The sequence below is a fragment of the Brevundimonas sp. C43 genome (assembly GCF_030732185.1).
Lineage (GTDB): Bacteria > Pseudomonadota > Alphaproteobacteria > Caulobacterales > Caulobacteraceae > Brevundimonas > Brevundimonas diminuta_C.
The window spans coordinates 770,593-789,719 of record NZ_CP132231.1; the positions used below are offsets into that span (position 1 = coordinate 770,593).

General features: G+C 62.9%; 18 protein-coding genes. 12 read left to right on the forward strand and 6 right to left on the reverse strand.

Annotated features, from left to right (window positions below):
- Nucleotides 1-21 precede the first annotated feature (21 nt).
- Both Q9R14_RS03790 and lldD read left to right on the forward strand, forming a co-directional pair.
- A complete protein-coding gene (locus tag Q9R14_RS03790; protein WP_306003557.1) occupies nt 22-783 on the forward strand; it encodes an SDR family NAD(P)-dependent oxidoreductase in 762 nt (253 codons plus the stop codon).
- Between the two features lie 9 nt (nt 784-792).
- Complete coding sequence (lldD, locus tag Q9R14_RS03795) at nt 793-1,926, forward strand: FMN-dependent L-lactate dehydrogenase LldD (protein ID WP_306003558.1); 1,134 nt, start codon at nt 793-795, stop codon at nt 1,924-1,926.
- Between the two features lie 59 nt (nt 1,927-1,985).
- On the opposite strand, the gene Q9R14_RS03800 is transcribed toward lldD, so the two are convergent.
- The 4 genes from Q9R14_RS03800 to kduI all read right to left on the reverse strand — a co-directional run bounded on the left by Q9R14_RS03800 (nt 1,986) and on the right by kduI (nt 6,479).
- Complete coding sequence (locus tag Q9R14_RS03800) at nt 1,986-3,629, reverse strand: pectate lyase (RefSeq protein ID WP_306003559.1); 1,644 nt, start codon at nt 3,627-3,629, stop codon at nt 1,986-1,988.
- Between the two features lie 158 nt (nt 3,630-3,787).
- Nucleotides 3,788-4,831, reverse strand: coding sequence for a sugar kinase (locus Q9R14_RS03805; RefSeq protein ID WP_306003560.1), 1,044 nt, complete (start codon nt 4,829-4,831; stop codon nt 3,788-3,790).
- Nucleotides 4,832-4,852: 21 nt separating this feature from the next.
- The gene (gene kduD, locus Q9R14_RS03810) at nt 4,853-5,611 is read right to left on the reverse strand and encodes a 2-dehydro-3-deoxy-D-gluconate 5-dehydrogenase KduD (RefSeq protein WP_045811470.1); all 759 of its coding nucleotides are present in this window, start codon (nt 5,609-5,611) and stop codon (nt 4,853-4,855) included.
- A 22-nt stretch (nt 5,612-5,633) separates the two neighbouring features.
- On the reverse strand, nt 5,634-6,479 hold the full coding sequence (gene kduI, locus Q9R14_RS03815) for a 5-dehydro-4-deoxy-D-glucuronate isomerase (protein WP_306004116.1): 846 nt from the start codon (nt 6,477-6,479) through the stop codon (nt 5,634-5,636).
- Nucleotides 6,480-6,651: 172 nt separating this feature from the next.
- Here kduI and Q9R14_RS03820 point away from each other — a divergent pair, with 172 nt between their 5' ends.
- Nucleotides 6,652-7,314, forward strand: coding sequence for an RpiB/LacA/LacB family sugar-phosphate isomerase (locus tag Q9R14_RS03820; protein WP_306003561.1), 663 nt, complete (start codon nt 6,652-6,654; stop codon nt 7,312-7,314).
- Between the two features lie 40 nt (nt 7,315-7,354).
- On the opposite strand, the gene Q9R14_RS03825 is transcribed toward Q9R14_RS03820, so the two are convergent.
- On the reverse strand, nt 7,355-8,404 hold the full coding sequence (locus Q9R14_RS03825) for a LacI family DNA-binding transcriptional regulator (protein WP_306003562.1): 1,050 nt from the start codon (nt 8,402-8,404) through the stop codon (nt 7,355-7,357).
- Between the two features lie 135 nt (nt 8,405-8,539).
- Here Q9R14_RS03825 and Q9R14_RS03830 point away from each other — a divergent pair, with 135 nt between their 5' ends.
- The 3 genes from Q9R14_RS03830 to Q9R14_RS03840 all read left to right on the forward strand — a co-directional run bounded on the left by Q9R14_RS03830 (nt 8,540) and on the right by Q9R14_RS03840 (nt 11,834).
- Nucleotides 8,540-9,376, forward strand: a complete 837-nt coding sequence (locus tag Q9R14_RS03830) for a 2-keto-4-pentenoate hydratase (protein WP_306003563.1) — start codon at nt 8,540-8,542, stop codon at nt 9,374-9,376.
- Between the two features lie 88 nt (nt 9,377-9,464).
- Nucleotides 9,465-10,751, forward strand: a complete 1,287-nt coding sequence (locus Q9R14_RS03835) for an MFS transporter (protein WP_306003564.1) — start codon at nt 9,465-9,467, stop codon at nt 10,749-10,751.
- Nucleotides 10,752-10,847: 96 nt separating this feature from the next.
- A complete protein-coding gene (locus Q9R14_RS03840; protein WP_306004117.1) occupies nt 10,848-11,834 on the forward strand; it encodes an alpha/beta hydrolase in 987 nt (328 codons plus the stop codon).
- Here the strand turns inward: Q9R14_RS03840 and Q9R14_RS03845 are convergent.
- On the reverse strand, nt 11,831-13,393 hold the full coding sequence (locus tag Q9R14_RS03845) for a carboxylesterase/lipase family protein (RefSeq protein WP_371929757.1): 1,563 nt from the start codon (nt 13,391-13,393) through the stop codon (nt 11,831-11,833). The genes Q9R14_RS03840 and Q9R14_RS03845 overlap by 4 nt on opposite strands.
- Nucleotides 13,394-13,728: 335 nt before the next feature.
- On the opposite strand from Q9R14_RS03845, the gene Q9R14_RS03850 reads away from it, so the two are divergent.
- The 6 genes from Q9R14_RS03850 to Q9R14_RS03865 all read left to right on the forward strand — a co-directional run bounded on the left by Q9R14_RS03850 (nt 13,729) and on the right by Q9R14_RS03865 (nt 19,117).
- Nucleotides 13,729-14,934 carry a site-specific integrase gene (locus Q9R14_RS03850; protein WP_185224815.1) on the forward strand — a complete coding sequence of 402 codons (1,206 nt, stop codon included), beginning with the start codon at nt 13,729-13,731 and terminating at the stop codon, nt 14,932-14,934.
- A gap of 336 nt (nt 14,935-15,270) precedes the next feature.
- Nucleotides 15,271-15,483 carry a helix-turn-helix transcriptional regulator gene (locus Q9R14_RS16355; protein WP_371929758.1) on the forward strand — a complete coding sequence of 71 codons (213 nt, stop codon included), beginning with the start codon at nt 15,271-15,273 and terminating at the stop codon, nt 15,481-15,483.
- A 77-nt stretch (nt 15,484-15,560) separates the two neighbouring features.
- The gene (locus Q9R14_RS03855) at nt 15,561-15,791 is read left to right on the forward strand and encodes an AlpA family transcriptional regulator (RefSeq protein WP_269219356.1); all 231 of its coding nucleotides are present in this window, start codon (nt 15,561-15,563) and stop codon (nt 15,789-15,791) included.
- 29 nt (nt 15,792-15,820) lie between these two features.
- Nucleotides 15,821-15,976, forward strand: coding sequence for a helix-turn-helix domain-containing protein (locus Q9R14_RS16360; RefSeq protein ID WP_371929779.1), 156 nt, complete (start codon nt 15,821-15,823; stop codon nt 15,974-15,976).
- A 214-nt stretch (nt 15,977-16,190) separates the two neighbouring features.
- Nucleotides 16,191-17,975: a site-specific integrase gene (locus tag Q9R14_RS03860; RefSeq protein WP_269219355.1), complete on the forward strand. Its 1,785-nt coding sequence runs from the start codon at nt 16,191-16,193 to the stop codon at nt 17,973-17,975.
- A complete protein-coding gene (locus Q9R14_RS03865) occupies nt 17,972-19,117 on the forward strand; it encodes a site-specific integrase (RefSeq protein WP_269219354.1) in 1,146 nt (381 codons plus the stop codon). Before Q9R14_RS03860 ends, Q9R14_RS03865 begins: the two co-directional genes overlap by 4 nt.
- Nucleotides 19,118-19,127 lie beyond the last annotated feature (10 nt).

Below are 19,127 nucleotides of genomic sequence, written 5' to 3' on the forward strand. Positions count from 1 at the left end.
CGAACTACCGCCGGAGCCCGCATGCTGCTTGAAAACAAGGTCGTCCTGATCACGGGCGCATCGCGGGGCATCGGGCGGGCGACGGCGATCGAAGCTGCACGCCAGGGCGCGGATGTCGCCCTCAATACATTCCGGGACGAGACCGCCGCCGCCCAGGTGGTCGCCGAGATCGAGGCGCTGGGCCGCCGGGCCATCGCCGTCGACGGCGACGTGGCCCAGCCCGAGAGCGCGGCAGCCTTCGTCGCCGCCGCCGTTCAGGCGCTGGGCCGGGTGGATGTCTTTGTCTCGAACGCCGGCATCTGCCCGTTTCACGCATTCCTCGACATGCCGGTCGAGACCCTGCGCCGGACGATGGAGGTCAATCTGCACGGCGCCTATTACATGGTGCAGGCGGCGGCCAATCAGATGGTCAAGCAGGGGGAGGGTGGCGCCGTCGTCGCCATCAGCTCGATCTCGGCCCTAGTCGGCGGCGAGATGCAGACCCATTACACCCCGACCAAGGCGGGGGTGCACAGTCTGATGCAGTCCTGCGCCGTCGCCCTGGGGCGTCACGGCATCCGCTGCAACTCGGTCCTGCCGGGCACCATCGCCACCGACATCAACAAGGACGACCTCGCCGATCCGAAGAAGCGCGAGTATATGGAAGGCCGCATTCCGTTGGGTCGGCTGGGCCGGCCCCAGGACATCGCCTCGGTCGTGGCCTTCCTGGCCTCGGACATGGCGTCCTATATGTCCGGCGCGGCCCTGCTGGTCGACGGCGGGGCCTTCGCCAACTTCCAGTAAGGCGCGGCCATGATCATCTCGTCCCCCAGCGACTATCGCGAGGCCGCGCGGCGCAGGCTGCCGCCCTACCTGTTCCACTACATCGACGGCGGCGCATACGCCGAGCAGACGCTGAGACGCAACGTCGAGGACTGGCAGGCCATCGCCCTGCGCCAGCGCGTGCTGCAGGACATGACCAGCCTCAGCCTGGAAACCCGGCTGTTCGACGAGACGCTGCGCCTGCCGGTCGTGCTGGCGCCGGTCGGTCTGACGGGCATGTACGCGCGCCGGGGCGAGGTTCAGGCGGCCAGGGCTGCGGCCTCGCGCGGCGTGCCCTTCACCCTGTCCACCGTCTCGGTCTGCCCGATCGAGGAGGTGGCGCCCGCCATCGACCGGCCCATGTGGTTCCAGCTCTATGTCCTGCGCGACCGGGGCTTCATGAAGAATGCGCTGGAGCGGGCGAAGGCGGCGGGGGTCAAGACCCTGGTCTTCACCGTCGACATGCCGACCCCCGGCGCTCGCTACCGCGACGCCCATTCGGGCATGAGCGGGCCGAACGCGCCCCTGCGCCGCATGATCCAGGCCATGACCCATCCGATGTGGGCCTTCGACGTGGGCCTGCGCGGCACGCCGCACGATCTGGGCAATGTCTCGACCTATCTGGGAAAGCCGACGGGCCTGGCCGACTATATCGGCTGGCTGGCGAACAACTTCGATCCGTCGATCTCGTGGAAGGATCTGCAATGGATCCGCGACTTCTGGGACGGGCCGATGATCATCAAGGGCGTGCTTGATCCGCAGGACGCCCGCGACGCCGTCAGCTTCGGCGCCGACGGGATCGTGGTGTCGAACCACGGCGGGCGTCAGCTGGACGGCGTGCTGTCCTCGGCTCGCGCTTTGCCCGCCATTGCGGAGACGGTGCAGGGCGACCTGAAGATTCTGATCGACTCCGGTATCCGCAACGGCCTCGACGTGGTTCGCGCCATCGCGTTGGGCGCCGACGCGGTCCTGCTGGGCCGGGCCTTTATCTATGCCCTGGCGGCGAACGGTCAGGCCGGCGTCGAAAACCTGCTGGACCTTTTCGAAAAGGAAATGCGCGTCGCCATGACCCTGACCGGCGCCAAGTCGATCGCGGGCATGACCCGCGAAATGCTGGCGATCTGACGCAGGATCAGTGCTCATCCCCGCCGTGAAAGCGGGGACAGCACACATCTTCGCAAGTCCTAAGCCCCCAATGCCTCGATTAGGTCGCCCATGTTGCGGATGAAGACCGAGGTGGAGACGCCCTCGACCGGGAAGTCGGTATTGTAAGGCGAGGTGTCCCACAGGTCGCCGACGCGGGTCATCTGGTATTCGCCGCCGGTCACGGCAATGGGCGAGGGGCCCTTGTACGGGTTTGACGTCGTGGTCAGCGGCGTGGGCCAATAGCCGCGCGCATTCAGCCCGGCCATGACTTCGGCCGCGCGACCGGCGTGAGGCGCGGTCGGGCGACGCGCGTCGCTGGACATGTCCCACACGTCCACATCCTGAAGCGTGAAGTACTTCGGCAGGTTCAACGAACCGGGGCGAGCCTTCAGCGGTGAACCACGCGTCGCCTCCTCGACCGGCAGGGCCGACAGGCGGGCGTACTCGGCGCGCAGGGCCGGGGTGTCGACGTTGCGGAACGAGCCGTAGTGGACGATCAGATTGGTGGGGTTGTCGTCGGCGTAGTACTGGCCGTTGGCGATGTTGGACCCGCGCCGGTGAATGTAGATCGGGGTGTTGGCGCCTTCCAGGATGAAGGTTGGGTGCGTGCGGCCCGGCGTGTTCAGCGGCGGCTTGGCCGCGACCTGATCCAGCCAGTCCATGGCCTCGGGCAGGCGAGCAAGATACTTGCGGTCGCCCGTCAGGCGATAGAAGCCCATCATCGACTTGATGTTGGTGCCGGTCGTGTGGGTGACGAAGGCTTGCGGCTCGATGGTCCGCGCGCCCGCCGGCTTCAGCGTGTCGGGGAAGTGTTGCAGACCCCAGGCCGGTTGCGGCTGCGGCTGCTGCGTCTTCACGAAGATGTCCATGCCGCGATTGATGGCGTCCAGAATCTTCGCATCGCCCCGCCCGTTCCGCGCCAGGCCGTGATAGGCGTAGATCAGGAACTCCAGGTTCTCGCCGGCCACGTCGTCGTTGAAGGTGATGTAGGGCGTATAGTCCGCATGGCCGTGCAGGCCGCCGTTCTCGACGAACGGATAGCGCTGGGGCCAGCCGCCGTTCTCATACTGGCTTTCCAGCACGAAGCTGATCGCCTTGTTCAGCGGCGCCAGATATTTGCGATCCTTTTTCTCAAGGTAGATCCGCAGCAACAGTTGCGACGCCTCGGCTGTCCCCGCGTCGTCGAACGTCGCGTTGCCGTAGTAGTGGTGGAATTCCTCCAACCGCCAGGCGTTGGCGGCGACCGTACCGTACCACTGCTTCAGCGACTCCTCGCCGGCGGTATCGATCACATAGTTCCAGCCGCCCAGCGGGTGCTGACCCTTGACCAAGGCGTCCGCAGCCTTCTTGGCCGCTTCGTAGTAAAACTCGTCGCCGGTGGCGTGATAGGCGTCCAGGAACAGATGGCCCACGGTCGCGGTGCCCGGCGGCTGGACCCAGATCATCGTCGGGTTGGCCTCAAGCTCGCCCCAACGGCGCGAGAAGTCGGGCAGATATTGCCAGACATAGCCGCCTTCGACGGCGGCCTCTTCGCTCATGAACCGAGCGGCGCGCTTCATGGTGTTCAGAATGGCGGCGCGCTCTGGCGACGCCTGGGCCAGGGCGGGGCCTGAAGCGGCGACGAAGGTGGCGGCGGCGCCCGCGGCCAAAAGAGCGCGGCGGTTCATGGACGTGACGGACATGGAAACTCCTGGTGTGACCTCTCTCGCACGGTTTCTAACGACCGTTCTGAACCGTCACTGAAGCATGATTGACACCGGTTTCCTAGCCCTTGGCGCGATTGAAAAAGGCCGCATGGACTTCTCCATGCGGCCTCCACCCAATCTCAATGTTCGCAGCCTCAGCGGCGGATATCGAACCCGCTGTCGCCCATGGCGGCGCGCACGTCGTCGGCGCTGAACAGGTTGAAGTCGCCGGGGACGGAGTGTTTCAGGCCGGCGGCGGCGAGGCCGAAGTCCAGCGCCTCTTGATCCGACCACCCGCTCCACAGGCCAAACAGGACGCCGGAGGCGAAAGCGTCGCCGCCGCCCACCCGGTCCACGACACCGGCCATATGGATGGCCTCGGCTTTGGTCTCGATCACGTCGTTGCCATTGCGCGTCAGCATGACGGCCGACAGGGCCTGGTCGGCGACGCTGTCTTGAACGCGCAGGGTGCAGGCGATGCGTTGCAGGCGAGGGAAGGCGGCGAAGGCGGCCTTGGCGGCTTCACGACGACGCACAGCCGGGTCCGGGCTGTCGAATGTCGTCTTCAGCACCAGGGCGAAGTCGCGGTCATCCGCGAAGGCGACCGTGGCGCCGGCCAGCATCTTGCCGAGCGTGGCCGGCGGATCGCCATCCCATTGTTCCCACAACTTGCCGCGGAAGTTGCCGTCGTAGCTGACCTTGACGCCCTTGCGGCCGGCGGCCTCGATAATGGCGACGGCGGCGGTCGAACCGTTCGGCCCTGTCGCCGGGGTCACGCCAGAGGCGTGCAGCCATTCGACGCCGTCCAGAAGTTGGTCCCAGTCAAAGGCCGTGTCGATATGTTCGACGAAGGCCGAACCGGCGCGGTCATAGAGAACTTCCGACGGACGACGCACAGCGCCGGGCGTCAGGAAATACAGACCCATACGGCCGGGTTTGAAGACGACGTGAGAGGTGTCGACTCCGTGCTTGCGCACCTCGTCACGCACGCCGCGGCCCAGCGCATTGTCGGCCAGGACCGTCGCCATGCCGGTCGGCGCGCCGAAGCGAGCCAGCGACACGGCGACATTGGCCTCGGCGCCGGCGGGACGCACGGTCAGGGCAGGCGACTGCATCAGCAGTTCGTTGGCGTTGGGCGAAAACCGCAGCAGCATCTCGCCGAAGCAGAGAATCCTACCGCCCGAGGCGCTGTTGGTCATGATCGCAACGCTAGCCCCGGATCAGCGCGCCTGCCAGCCGCCGTCGACCGGCAGGATGGCGCCCTGGACGTAGTCTGAGGCCCGGCTGGCCAGGAAGACGGCCGCGCCGCCCAGGTCCGACGGCTCGCCCCAGCGCCCGGCCGGGATACGGCCCAGGATCTCGGCCGAACGGACCGGGTCCTCTCGCAGAGCCTGGGTGTTGGCGGTGGCGAAGTAGCCGGGGGCGATGGCGTTGGCCGTGATGCGGTGCGGCGCCCACTCGTTAGCCATCAGCTTGGTCAGGCCGGCGACACCCGATTTGGACGCTGTGTAGGACGGCACGCGGATTCCGCCCTGGAAGGACAGCATGGAGGCGATATTGATGATCTTGCCGCCGTCGCCCTGTTTGATGAACAGACGGGCGACCGCCTGGCTCATGAAGAAGACGGTCTTCAGGTTGATGTTCATCACCAGGTCCCAGTCCGCCTCGGTGAAGTCGACGGCGTCGGCGCGGCGAATCAGGCCGGCGTTGTTCACCAGGATGTCGATCCGGCCCATGGCGGCCAGAGTTTCCTGCACGACGCGCTCGACCGGCTCGATCGAGGTCAGGTCGGCGCTGATGGCGTGGGCGCGACGGCCCATCGCCTGTACCTTGGCGACCGTGTCGTCAGATTCCGACAGGGCGACCGAGACGATGTCGGCGCCCGCCTCAGCCAAGGCCAGGGCGATGCCTTGGCCCAGGCCCACATTGCCGCCGGTCACCAGCGCGACCTTGCCGGTCAGGTCGAATGGATTGCTCATGCTTTTCTTCCTCTTGTCCTGATTACTTCAGCTGGCAGATGTCGAGTTTGTACATGTCGGTGTAGTCGAGGTTCTCGCCGCCCATGCCCCAGATGAAGGTGTAGTTCGAAGTGCCTGCGCCGGTATGGATCGACCACGGCGGGCAGATCACGGCCTCCCCGTCGGCAATGACGATGTGGCGCGACTTGTCCGGTTCGCCCATGAAGTGAAAGACTCGGTCGTCTCCGCCCAGACCGAAATACAGATAGGCTTCCGAGCGGCGGTCATGAATGTGAGGCGGCATGGTGTTCCATACCGAGCCGGGCTTCAGCACCGTCACGCCCAGCAGTAACTGGCAGGACTTCACCTTCGCCGGCACGACATACTGGTAGATGGTCCGTTCGTTCGACGTCTCCAACGCGCCCATGTCCAGCGGCACGGCCTCGTCGATCGAAATCTTTGTCAGGTCGTAGCGGGCGTGGGCGGGTGTGGCGACCAGATAGAATTTCGCCGGCTCGGCGGGGTTGTTCGAGGCGAAGCTGACTTCGCTCGATCCCATTGGCACATAGAGGCCATCGCGAAAGCCCAGTTTGATGGTCTCGCCGTCAACGGTGATCGAACCGGCCCCGCCGATATTGACCACACCCAACTCGCGGGCCTGCAGGAACGGCGCCCCGGCCAAGGAGGGCGGCTCCGACTGCGTGGGCAGGTTCAGGGCGGTCTCAACCGGGGTCGCGCCGCCGATGATCATACGCTCGTGGTGGGAGTAGTTCAGGCTGACCTTGCCCGGAACGAACAGGCCCTGGATCAGATAGCGATCGCGCAGCTGCTGGTTCGAGGCCCCGTCCATCATGTCGGGATGGGTGGCCTGATAGACTTTGTCGTACATGGGGTCGTACATGCCGGTCTCCCTGCGAACTCGCCGCGCGAGCCACCGAAACGGATCTTGCGCCCGTCCTTCTGTGGACTAGGTAACCGGTGTCATATAATGATGCAATCGATTAGACCAACGCCGCTCACATATGTCGGCATCGCTTCGCCACTGTCTTGAGGATTCCCCCATGAAGATCGCTCTCATCATCGAAAACAGCCAGGCCGCCAAAAGCGAGACGGTGCATTCCGCTCTGACCGCTGTCGCCGAACCGCTAGGCCATGAAGTTTTCCACTATGGAATGTACGCGGCCGACGATAAGGCCTCGCTGACCTACGTCATGAACGGCTTGCTGACCGGGATTCTGTTGAACTCCGGCGCAGCCGATTTCGTCGTCACCGGCTGCGGAACCGGCATGGGCTCGATGCTGGCCTGCAACAGCATGCCGGGCGTCTTCTGCGGTTTGGTGATCGACCCCACCGACGCCTTCCTGTTCGGCCAGATCAACGACGGCAACGCCATCTCGATGCCCTATGCCAAGGGCTTCGGCTGGGCTGCTGAACTGAATCTGCAGGACGTCTACCGCAAGCTGTTCGAGGGCGAGCGGGGCCTGGGCTATCCCAAGGAACGCGCCGAGATCATGCGCAAGAATCGCGGCGTGCTCAGCGACCTGAAGTCGGTGACCTGCCACGACATGCTGACGGTTCTGAAGACGATGGACCAAGACCTGCTGAAGGCCGCCATCGCCGGCGAGAAATTCCAGGACTACTTCTTCGCCAACGCCATCGACGAAGGCATTCGCGACTATCTGAAGGGCGTTCTCGCCGCCAAGCCTGCGCTCGAAACGGCCTGAGGCAGAGCGGTCGGCGCGCGATCACGCGCGCCGACCCAACTCACACTGACGGGATTGCCGACTTGCGCACCACCAGGGCCGGTCGAACTTCCGGCTGCTGCATCTTGGCCGGATCGACGCCGCGCATCGGCGCCAGCAGCTTTTCAGCCGCCATCCGTCCCATGTCGCGGATCGGCAGGCGCACCGAAGTCAGGTTGGGCCAAACCCGCGCCGCCATCGGCAGATCATCGAAGCCGACGACGGACAGGTCGCGCGGCAGCTCAAGGCCGCGATCTCGCGCCGCCTGCATAACCCCAATGGCCATGTCGTCGTTGAGGGTAAAGATCGCGGTCGGCGGCGTTTCCAGCGCCAAGAGGGCGTGGCCCGCCTCCACACCTGATTCGAACGTATAGGCGCCTTTGAAATCGTAAGCCGGGTCCAGCGGGATTCCGCGCTCGGCCAGAGCGTCCAGGAACCCCTTGCCCCGCACGGCCGACGACCGAAACAGGTCCGGCCCGCGCACCAGACCGATCCGTCTGTGTCCCAGGTCGGCCAGATGCGACGCCGCTTCGGCCGCACCGATCCAGTCATTGGTGACCACCATCGCCTGAGGCTCGTCCAACGCCACCGAGGCGATGCGGACATAGGGGCAGTCGAGATCGCGCAGCAGGTCGATGACCTGTTCGTCCTCGGACACCGACGGCGGCATGATGACGCCATACAGACGTTGGCGCTCGACGAAGCCTCTGATGTCTTCCAGCAGGGTAGGGGAGTTACGATTGCAAGGATGAACGACCAGTTCCAGGCCGGACCCCTTTAGCGCATCCAGCACGCCTTGCTGCATGTTCACGACGTAGGTCGGGCTGGGGTTGTCGTAGATCAGACCGACCAGGAACGAGCGTCGAAAGGCCAGGCCGCGCGCCTGTGGATCAGGTGTGAACCCCAGAGCCTTGATGACGGCGTTGACCTTTTCGCGCGTGTCTTCCTTGACGAACGGCGACTGATTGATGACCCGCGAGACGGTCTTCTTGGAGACCTGCGCCTCACGGGCGACATCGTTGATGGTTGCCCGCTTGCCCGGCTTGCCGGATCGCGGATCGTCTTGAGCCAAGGTTCGGCTCCTTCCCTATGTGCAGCTTGAAGGCATAGCCGCGACTCGCGGCCGACGCCATGGGGCTCAGTTAAAGCGCATTGACACCGGTTTCCTTCGTCGCTCTTATCGCAGCCTATTCACGAGGCGACACCTTTGACTTCGACCCCCTCTCTTGCGAGCCAGGACGACGCGCTGTCGGCCGACCCGGCGGCGATCGCACAGCAGTTCGTCGCCGCGCGTCTGGCGGCGCGCAGCACGCCAGACTATCCGGGCGTGATCCCTCAAAGCATGGCCGAATCCTACGCCATCCAGGACGTCGCCATCGGTCTGTTTCCCGATGAGGTCGTGGGCTGGAAGGTGGGCGGTGTCCCGCCCGAGCAGCAGCCGAAGCTGGGGATCCATCGTCTGGCCGGCGCCATTTTCGCGCGCAACGTCTGGCCGGCGCCCGGCGATACGGTCGTGCCTTTGCCCGAAATCGAGGGCGGGTTCGCGGCGGTGGAGGCTGAGTTCATTGCTCGGATCGGCGCCGACCCCGATCCAGCCAAGACCGACTGGACCATCGAAGACGCCATGGGCGTCGTGGACAAGGTCTTCATCGGCGTCGAGCTGGCCGGCAGTCCGCTTTCGACGATCAACGACCTGGGATCAGCCGTCGTCGCCTCCGATTTCGGCAACAATGGCGGACTGATGATCGGTCCCGAGGTCGAGAACTGGCGAGAGCGTCTGGACGGCATCGAGGTCGAAACGGTGATCAATGGCGCCAGCGTCGGCACCGGAGGGTCGCAGTCCCTCGCGGGCGGCGCGATGGAGTCTGTGCGGTTTTTGCTGGAACATTGCGCGCGCTGGGGCCGCCCGCTGAAGGCGGGCACGCTGGTTTCGACCGGCGCGGTCACCGGCGTCCACCGTGTTCACGCGGGCGACGAGGCCGTGTGCATCTTCAAGGGTATCGCAGAACTTCACTGTTCGGTCGTCAGGGCCGAAGCCCAGTAACATCATCGGACGCCTACCCCGCCGCCGTTCAGGGACGGAAAAGAGCAGGGACGTGTCGAGGAATATTCAGGAACGGGTTTTCATAACCATGTCAGACGCCTCCGTCGCGCCGCCGATCCAGATCAAGGCGCCATCCCCCGGCAAGTATCGCTGGATCATCATGTGGCTGCTGTTCGCGGCCATGGTCATCAACTACGTCGATCGTCAGATGATCGGCTTCCTCAAGCCGACGCTGTCAGCCGAGTTCGGCTGGTCCGAAACGGACTATGCCGACATCGTCTTCTGGTTCCAGGCGTCCTACGCCGTGGCCTACCTGTTGTGGGGCCGGATCATGGACCGGATCGGCGCTCGGTGGGGGCTGGGGATCGCCTTCGGCATCTGGCAGATCGGCCATATCATGCATGGTGCGGCGCGAGATCTGTCACACTTCATGATGGCGCGGATGGTCCTTGGCGTCGGTGAGGCCGGCGGTTTCCCTGGTGGGATCAAGGCGGTCGCAGAGTGGTTTCCCAAGAAGGAACGCGCCTTCGCGACGGGCCTGTTCAACGCCGGCACCAATATCGGCGCCATTGTCACCCCTCTGATCGTTCCGGGCCTCGTGCTGGCCTTCGGCTGGCAGATGGCCTTCGTTATCACCGGGGCCTTGGGCCTGATCTGGCTGCCGATCTGGCTCTTGGTCTATCGCAAGCCGCGCGAGCAGAAGAAGCTGTCCGTGGCTGAGCTGGCCTATATCGAGCAGGACCCGGCCGACGTTGTCGAAAAGGTCAAATGGACCAAACTGCTGACGGTCAAGGAAACCTGGGCCTATGCTCTGGGCAAGTTCCTGATCGATCCGATCTGGTGGATGTTCCTGTTCTGGCTGCCGGACTTCCTGGGCAAGACCTATGGGCTGGATCTGAAGACCTTCGGCCCGCCGCTGGTCGCCATCTATCTCCTGTCCGACATCGGCTCGGTTGGCGGGGGCTGGCTGTCGTCGCGCTTCATGCACAGGGGCATGAGCATCAACAAGGCTCGCAAGATCACCATGTTGATCTGCGCCCTGTGCGCCGTGCCGGTGGCCTTCGCGGCTGAGGCGTCAAACCTTTGGCTCGCGGTCGGCATCATCGGATTGGCGACGGCCGCGCACCAGGGCTTTTCGGCCAATCTCTATGCGCTGCCGGGCGATGTCTTCCCCCGCTCGGCGGTGGGATCGGTCGTCGGCATCGGCGGCATGCTGGGCGCCATCGGCGGCATGGCCATGGCCAAATACGCCGGATACGTCCTGGAGAAGATCGGCACCTATACGCCCATCTTCATCGTGGCGGCCTCGGCCTATCTGATCGCGCTTCTGGTCATTCACCTGATCACGCCGAAATACGAACTGGCCAAGGTCTAACGAAAGGCTGCGTGGATCAGCGCCGCGACGTCATCAAGGATTGCGGCCGGGCGAGCGATCGTCCGGCCGTCGTCTTTTCAGGAAGAGAGAACCGTGATGGATGTGAAACGCAGGACGCTTTTGGGTCTGGCGATGGGGGCCGTGGTTGGCGCATCCGGGGCGCGGGCGCAGACAGTGGCGGACGGCGGCCGCGCCGGTCCGGCCGACCCAACCGAGATCATCCGCCTATGGCCCGACGGCGCGCCGGGTGGGCAGGGTGTGACGGTCACGCCGGTCGTGCCAGAGCGCTCGACCGATCCCGCCTTCCACGACCGCTACGCCCAATATACGACCGACCCGATCCTGACCGTGTTCCGTCCCGAGCGGCCGAACGGTTCGGCGATGCTTCTTATCCCCGGCGGCGGCTATCGCTGGGCTGTGCTGGACAAGGAGGGGTATGACGTTGCGCGCGTCTTCGCGGCCAGCGGCACGACCTGTTTCGTCCTGCGCTATCGCCTGCCGGCTGACGGCTGGGCGGCCGGAGCCGATGCGCCCCTTCAAGACGCCCAGCGTGCGGTCCGTGTGATCCGCAGCCGCGCCGCTGACTATGGCTTCGATCCACTTAAAATCGCCGTGCTGGGCGCCTCGGCGGGGGGGCATCTGGCGGGCCTGGCCAGCGCTCGGACGGACGCGACCTATGAACCGGTCGACGCCGCCGACAGCGCAGCCTTGCGACCGGATCTGACCGTTCTGATGTATCCGGTCGCGACCATGGCGGACCCGTACGTCCACGCCGGATCGCGGACGCATCTGCTGGGCGAGACGCCGTCGGCCGAGCGGATCGCGGCCTATTCTCTGGAGCAGATGGAGTGGCGCAATGCGGCGCCCGTCTTCCTGCTGCACGCCATGGACGACGCGTCCGTGCCGGTGGAGAACAGCCTGCAACTGCTGACCGCGCTCAAAGCCGCCTCTGTCCGGACCGAGGCGCATCTGTTCCAGGAAGGCGGCCACGGTTTCGGCGTCCGCCTGATCCAGGGCAAGCCTGCCCAGGTCTGGCCCGATCTGGTGCGCGCCTGGGCCGCCCGGCTGGATTTTCCGCTCTAGGTTCCCGGCTGGATATAGGGAATGGCCGAGAAGAAGGCCCGCTCGTCCCCGCGCGGATCGTCGACCATGCGCGGCTGGATATCCATCAACATGGTCTGGCGGCGAGGCAGCTCATAGCGGTCCCAGCGCGGCAGTCCGGCATGATTCGGATCGCCGTCGCGGGCCAGGGCGATGAAGGCGTCGCTCATCCGGTCCGACATAATTTGCGCGCCCGGCCCGCGCATCCGTGAGCTCGTCGCCTCAACATTGTCGAACACCAAGGGGATGTCAGCGGTATGGAAGGCGCCCCGGCGACCCGAGGCCAGTTCGCCAGGGAAGTCGAGTTGATAGACCCAGGCGGGTGCGCCGGCTTTGGCCCGCTCCTCGGCCTCGATCACAGCGCCGCGCCAGGACCGGCCCGCTGTCGTCGCAGCGATCAGCACCTGGTCGGGCGACCATTCGGGATGCATGGCGCGATAGCCGGCGATCACGGCTTCCGGCGTGATGTCGATCCGCATGACGCCGGGCGACAGTCGCGCCGCCAAGGTGTCCCACGTCAGACCGACGTTTTTCGGATCGTTGCCCATAAATCCTAGCGTTTCTTCGCGCGTATTTCCGATGATCATGGGAATCGTCCGGCCCAGCGGCGCCGCATCGGGATAGAAGGGGTGGCGGGGCAGGGTGCGGAAATCCAGCACCGGCCCGAAATACAGACCGCCGAAGCCCAGGATCGGATCCTCGGCGCTCTGCGCCTCGAGCAGCCGCTCGACCGGCATCGTCGCCGCTTCGGCCGCCCGATCCGGTGTCAGGCCCAGAGCCTTCAGCCATGTCGTGGCTCGCGTCGTGGCGTTGATCGGCCCGGACGCGGTCACCTGCTGACCGCTCATGGTCGCGGCGCGGTGGAACAGACCCTGCGCCGCCGGCGTCGCCATCAGGGTGGCGATCTTTGCGCCGCCGCCGGACTGACCGAACAGCATCACTCTGGAAGGATCGCCGCCGAACGCAGCGATATTGTCCCGTATCCACTGCAGCGCCAGAATCAGATCCAGCTGGCCGACGTTGCCCGAATCTTCGAACCCCGGCGCCAGTCGCGCCAGATAGGCATAGCCGAAGACATTCAGCCGGTGGTTCAGCGTCACCACCACGACATCGCCGCGCGCCGCCAGACGCGTGCCGTCATACAGCGGGTCCGATCCCGATCCGCTCGAATAGGCGCCGCCGTGGATATAGACCATCACTGGCCGCCGACCCGCGTCGGTCCCCGGTGTCCAGACGTTCAGAAACAGGCAGTCTTCGCTTTGATTCGGCTCATCGCCGCGCTGCGGACTGGCCGCGCCGTAACGTGTTGCACGAACCGGGTCGCGCCAAGGCGTCGGCTTTTCTGGCGGTTGGAACCGCCGAGTCGGCGCTCCATATCGCACGCCTCTGAAGACGCTGATTCCCTCCCGTCGTAGACCGATCACCGGTCCTGCGGTTGTCATCACGCGATCTGGCGCCGTCGCCGCAAGAACGCCGGAGGGCGCCGAAAGCAGACCTGCGATCGCCATGCTGCTCAGCAGCGCCTTACGTCGCGTGATCATCGATCGTCGCCCATCTGATATCCAACGAGAGTGACCCTGACACCGGTATCATGATCATTCAATGCGTAATGCTTGAGAGTCCGAGGTGCAGGCGCAGAAACCCAACGACAAGGGCCGAAGCCTCGTTTCGATAATGTTGGAACTTGGGCTAGGCCTTCGTCAGGCCGGTGGCGGAGAGGGTGTCTGCCTGACCAACGTCCACAAAAGTATCTCTCAATGTTTTATATGAATATAAAACAATAGCTTAATATTGTGAGACGTCCACGCCCAACCATGGTTGTCGCTTGAAATCCACTATACTATGTGGGACAACAAGTGGGTTTGATGGAGGGCTCGTGCCGCGCAAAGCCAAGGAGTTGTCTGCACTGGCCGTGAGCCGCCTCAGAGATGAAGGGCGCCACGCAGTTGGCGGAGTCGATGGTTTGCACTTGCGCATAGCGGGGGCAAGTCGAGCTTGGGTGCTGCGCGCAACGGTCGGTGAACGCCGTTGCGATATAGGCTTGGGGCCGTTTCCAGAAGTGACGCTCGCGGAGGCTCGCGATGCCGCAATCGACTTAAGGCGGCAAATCCGGAGGGGCATTGATCCCGTGGAGGAGCGGAAACACGCCAGACTGCAGAATCAGGCAGAGCGGCAGCCTGTAACCAGCTTCGGATCCTGCGTGGAGGCCTATGTGGAAATGAACCGTGCAGGCTGGAAGAATAAGAAGCACGCCGCTCAGTGGTCAGCGACTTTGAAGACCTACGCCTATCCCACGATTGGCGAGAGTGCTGTCGCCGACGTGGATACGCGTGCGGTGCTTACCATCTTACAGCCGATCTGGACCTCAAAAACCGAGACAGCCAGTCGTCTGCGGGGCCGGATTGAAGCGGTCCTCGACTGGGCTCGGGTTCAAGGGTTTCGGGATGGCGACAACCCAGCGCGATGGCGTGGCCACCTAGATAAAATTCTGCCTCCACGTCGACGTGTGCAGGACGTCATTCACCATGCAGCTCTGCCCTATAACAAAGTCGCTGAGCTGATCCGCGACCTCCAAATGCGACCTGGCGCTAGCGCCCGTGCTCTCGAGTTCAGCATCCTGTGCGCTTCGCGGTCCGGCGAGGTCAGAGGGGCCCTGTGGAATGAGTTCGATCTGGAGGGCGCTATTTGGACAATCCCAGCCGACCGTATGAAGGCGGGTAAAGAGCACCGGGTCCCGCTCGCGCCTCAAGCGGTCCAGTTGCTGAGAATCCTGCCGCGTTTCGACAAGGAGCCTCACGTGTTCGGGGCGCCTCGAGGAGGGCCGCTATCTGACATGTCATTGACGGCCGTACTCAAGCGTATGGGTTATACGGATATAACCCAACATGGGTTTCGATCGACTTTCAGAGATTGGGCTGGCGAAACGACAAACTACCCCCGGGAGGTGATCGAGCACGCCCTTGCGCATCAACTGAAAGACAAGGCGGAAGCCGCCTACCAGCGTGGTGACCTCCTCCAAAAGCGGGCCTCATTGATGAGGGACTGGGGCGACTTCTGCACGCGCTTTCCGACGACGGATTGACGGTCATGAACCTCGTTCCATCGACGCACTTGCTGATTAGCCGCGGTCGTCGCAGGTTCCGTCTGGTCCTGATGCGGACGCCGAAGCTTGGGATTGTCTATCGCTGCACAGAGCGTAAGTCGGGCCGATCCGCGAAAAAAGTGCAAGCCCGAAGAAGGCGCCCAAAGAATTTTATAAGTCACTGAAATCGTTAAGTCGTGACGGGCGTTATTGTCTCTCGTTTGAAACGCCAAGCGATTTTTTTGTGCTGAAAAGCGGGCCGCTCCGGCGGTCGTGACGCGATGCTGATGTCCTGTCTGCGCAACCCGCGTAGGCGATTTAAAAAGGGACATCTTAATGTCAGTCGATAGCCTCCGCCTTGAGCGGCTGACGAGCGTTGTCGCTCGCACGGGCATGAGCCGCTCTTGGCTCTACAAACAGGTCGCCGCCGGCCGCTTTCCACCTCCATGCAAGGTGGGTGGCGCCTCGCGTTGGAGCGCAGCTGCGGTCGATGATTGGATTTATGCCCAACTCGATGCCGCAAGAGCGTCTGCCGGAGGGCGCCAATGACCGTTTCGACTCACGCTGGGTCGTGTCGTAAAGCCCTCTTATGGGCCAGGCAGATTTCCTACGGGGAGCCTGAGCCCGTGCATCACGCCATCAAATCCCCCTGCCTCGAACGGTTGCCTTCGGTTCTCATGCGGACCGGCATGGGCAAGTCTTGGATCTATCGCGAAATCGCAGCCGGTCGTTTTCCACCTCCGGTAAAGATCGGCCGATTCAGTGCCTGGAACACCGCTGCAGTTGATGCCTGGATCGAGACTGCGCTGATCGTTGAGGCATCTCTCGTACCGGCCCAATCCGGGGATCGCGCATGATGAGGGTGCCAACGAACCTCGGTCTGATGATGACGAAAGCCGAAGTTTCACAACGCCTCCAGGTGTCAATCAAAACGATCGAGCGGTGGATGGCTTCCGGCGAATTGCCCGTCCACCGCTTCGGCAAAAGCGTCCGGATATCTGCCGCCGACTATCGTGTATTTGTCGAAAGAGGGCGAAATTGAAGCGTGATCTGCGTGGTGGCAATCAGAAAAGGCCAACCAATGGGGGCGCTATTAGGCTTATTCATGGCGGCATAAGTAACAATAGCCATAACAATGGCTGAGTATATGACGCCATTATACAATAAATGTATTGGCTATTGTCGTGGGCTGTCGCGTTCCGTCGTCCATTGTTGGTCTGCCGCGTGTCCGCGTATCCGTAATGGAGAAAGATAGGATGATGACTACAGAAACTGCTGATGCGATGCTTGTTCTACGTCGTGCCTCGGATGCTCCGCGCGCCACGAAGGCGTCAGTCCGCCGCGGATGGGTCCGCGCCTTTGATTTGGACGATCCGACGGATACGCCCAGGACCTTTGCGGAGGTCATCGCTCGCCTTGATATGCAGGATCCGCCGCATCGCTATGCCGATCAGGTAAAGTGCGCCTTCAACCGCATGTCTGATGTCTTTGGTAAAGCTCCAGGGCAGGTGCCGACTGATCCGGTGGTTATTCGAAAACTCATTGCAGATGCGGTGCCTGCCGCGGTGCCGAAGATGACGCCTGCTCGCTGGACGCGCATCCGTAGCCTTGTGACCACGCACCTTCGAAAAAGCGGGATCGAAATTGAGCCTGGTCGCGACGTCGGCGGCCACAGCGCTGAATGGTCTGTCCTTCTTGAGGGAGCTGCGAAGCCTATCCAACTGGGGCTTTCTCGGTTTGCTAGCTACTGCACACGCCATGCGGTTCAGCCGACGAACGTCAATGAAGCGACCTTCGATCAGTTCGAAATTTATCTGCGTGACCGCTCTTTGAAAGAGGGCCACGAAGCCGTGTTTCGCAACTCGGTCCGCCGTTGGAATGATGCTGTCGGTGTTGTTGTAGGCTGGCCTCAAGTGACAATTCCCCTCAAGCGCCATGCACGCTATTTCTCGCGGCCTTGGACAGATTTCCCAGCTAGCTATGTCGCCGAAGTAGAGTCCTTTCTGACGTCGTACGCGGTGGATGATATTTTCGCGGACGATTATAAGGATAAGTCCGCTCCCACGACGATTTCGCTCCGGCGCCGTCAGCTACGCCTCCTCTCAAGCCTTCTGGTTTGCAGCGGCTTTCCTATCGAAAGTCTCACAAGCCTGTCGGTTCTCGTCACCCCTGAAAATGCTATCTCAGCTTTCAGAGTCCAAAAAGATCGGAAGGGTATATGCCGATCACTTGAGCAGATGGTTTGGCTTCTTTCACTTATTGCCGACAAAACCGTGAAAAACAGTGCTCACGCCGCTGAATTGCGTGAGCGCGCCAAGCGGCTTAGCAAAAAGCTCAGCAAACGTACTGGCATGTCAGAGCGCAACCTGGCGCGGCTGCGGCAGTTCGATGTGCCAGCCAATAGAGCGGCGCTGCTGAACCTTCCCTACAGGGTCTTCGCTGAAGCGCGTATGGACGAGGGGCGCGATAAGAGTGATCCGCGTCGCCTGATGCTGGCTTTTGCGGTCGAGATGCTACTTTTCGCGGCGCTTCGAGGGAGCAATCTCACCGCCTTGGAAATAGATCGGCACTTTGTTGTGATCGGGCGTGGACGCCACCAGGTTCGCCATCTTCATATTGACTCGGAGGAGATGAAGGGCCCAGACGACCTCGAAATGGCCATGCCGCCTGACACCAGCGCGCTGATGGATGAGTATCTCGCTCTGTATTGGCCTCGCCTCGCATCGGCTGGATCTAGCTTCTTGTTTCCGAACCGCTTTGGCCAAAAACGGGCAACGGCCCATTTCGCTCAGGCAATCTGTGCATTCGTGCGCGAGGAGACCGGCCTGATCATGCATGTGCACTTGTTCCGGCACCTTGCAGTCAAAATGTATCTCGCCGCGCACCCTGGAGATATGGAAACGGCGCGTCAGTTCCTAGGGCATCGGTCCGACAAGGTGACCCGCACGCACTATGCAGAGTCGCAGTCCAATACCGCCCATGCGCAATACCATCACACCCTTGCCGAGGCCCGCGTTAGCCTACGTCAGGGTGTCAGATGAAGCAGACGCCTGAGAACCGCTCTTTACCGCTCTGGCAGTGGCCAACCTTTGATAGGGAGCGTTGGACACAAGCCATTCAGGGCCGCGACATCTTCGATCTTCGATCGAACGCTCTTTCTGAGCTGGCGCCGGCCACGATCGAAGGGATCGCGCATGGGTATGGCCATTGGCTGAACTGGCTAGGTCGAGAGGAGCCGTACCTTCTCATGCTCCGGCCGGGGGACCGGGCGACCATTGACGTCTTGCGGGTTTATCATTCAGCCATGAGAAAGCAGGGGCTTGCAGACTACACGATCGCTGGTCGGATCCGCTCGATTGCAAGAGCCTTGGGAGCGATCGAGCCAGATAACGACTGGTCCATCCTCCGGCTCGCGGCCGACCGTGTTCATCGCGAAGCCAAACCCCAAAAGGAGATCCGAAACATCCTGCGACCCGCTGCCGAAGTGCTGGATTTAGGGTTCGCTTTGATGGAAGACGCCGTAACGGGCGCCCACGGTCCAGATGCGGGCGGCTATGGTTCGCTCCGGTTTCGGGATGGGCTGATGATTGCGTTGCTCATCTTCTGCCCGCTACGGCGCCGCAACCTTGCATCGCTGGCCATTGGTAATGGATTGGAGAGGCAAGGTGATCACTGGCAGATCCGTATCCCCGGCGAAGAGACCAAATCCGGACGGGAAATCTTTTGCCGTTGGCCGGGTCAGTTGGATGTGGCGTTGGCCGAGTATCTGACGGTTCACAGACCAGCACTGCTTGCACGATATGCCGTTCGTGGGCCAGCTACCGAAGCTCTCTGGATATCGCGCCACGGCCGCAAGATGTCATCTCAGGCCATATATGAAACGGTGTGTCGGCGGACGGAGGTCGAGTTTGGGACGGCGATCCATCCTCATGCATTTCGCCATATTGCTGCGACAACGATTGCGACCAGCGCGCCAGAACAGATCGACCTGATAATGACGATCTTGGGCCATTCTTCGATCCGCACGTCCGAAAAATACTACAACAAGGCGCGCGCTTTGGAGGCGGCCTTGAGGGTGAACCAGAACCGGGCTCGCGAGCGTCGAGCCTCACACCCGGCCGGGATCGGTTGGCGGGCTGCTGGGATACTCGCCGACGGAACTATCCAATCGCGTCCTAGCTAGACGCCGATAA

Excerpts from the sequence above, each read along its gene's own strand:
- Q9R14_RS03865 (WP_269219354.1), top strand. The coding sequence starts at position 17,972 with ATGAAGCAGACGCCTGAGAACCGCTCTTTACCGCTCTGGCAGTGGCCA.
- Q9R14_RS03790 (WP_306003557.1), top strand. The coding sequence starts at position 22 with ATGCTGCTTGAAAACAAGGTCGTCCTGATCACGGGCGCATCGCGGGGC.
- Q9R14_RS03805 (WP_306003560.1), bottom strand. The coding sequence starts at position 4,831 with ATGACCAACAGCGCCTCGGGCGGTAGGATTCTCTGCTTCGGCGAGATG.
- Q9R14_RS03800 (WP_306003559.1), bottom strand. The coding sequence starts at position 3,629 with ATGTCCGTCACGTCCATGAACCGCCGCGCTCTTTTGGCCGCGGGCGCC.
- kduI (WP_306004116.1), bottom strand. The coding sequence starts at position 6,479 with ATGTACGACAAAGTCTATCAGGCCACCCATCCCGACATGATGGACGGG.
- kduD (WP_045811470.1), bottom strand. The coding sequence starts at position 5,611 with ATGAGCAATCCATTCGACCTGACCGGCAAGGTCGCGCTGGTGACCGGC.
- Q9R14_RS03835 (WP_306003564.1), top strand. The coding sequence starts at position 9,465 with ATGTCAGACGCCTCCGTCGCGCCGCCGATCCAGATCAAGGCGCCATCC.
- Q9R14_RS16355 (WP_371929758.1), top strand. The coding sequence starts at position 15,271 with ATGTCAGTCGATAGCCTCCGCCTTGAGCGGCTGACGAGCGTTGTCGCT.
- Q9R14_RS03845 (WP_371929757.1), bottom strand. The coding sequence starts at position 13,393 with ATGATCACGCGACGTAAGGCGCTGCTGAGCAGCATGGCGATCGCAGGT.
- Q9R14_RS16360 (WP_371929779.1), top strand. The coding sequence starts at position 15,821 with ATGACGAAAGCCGAAGTTTCACAACGCCTCCAGGTGTCAATCAAAACG.
- Q9R14_RS03860 (WP_269219355.1), top strand. The coding sequence starts at position 16,191 with ATGATGACTACAGAAACTGCTGATGCGATGCTTGTTCTACGTCGTGCC.
- Q9R14_RS03820 (WP_306003561.1), top strand. The coding sequence starts at position 6,652 with ATGAAGATCGCTCTCATCATCGAAAACAGCCAGGCCGCCAAAAGCGAG.
- Q9R14_RS03840 (WP_306004117.1), top strand. The coding sequence starts at position 10,848 with ATGGATGTGAAACGCAGGACGCTTTTGGGTCTGGCGATGGGGGCCGTG.
- lldD (WP_306003558.1), top strand. The coding sequence starts at position 793 with ATGATCATCTCGTCCCCCAGCGACTATCGCGAGGCCGCGCGGCGCAGG.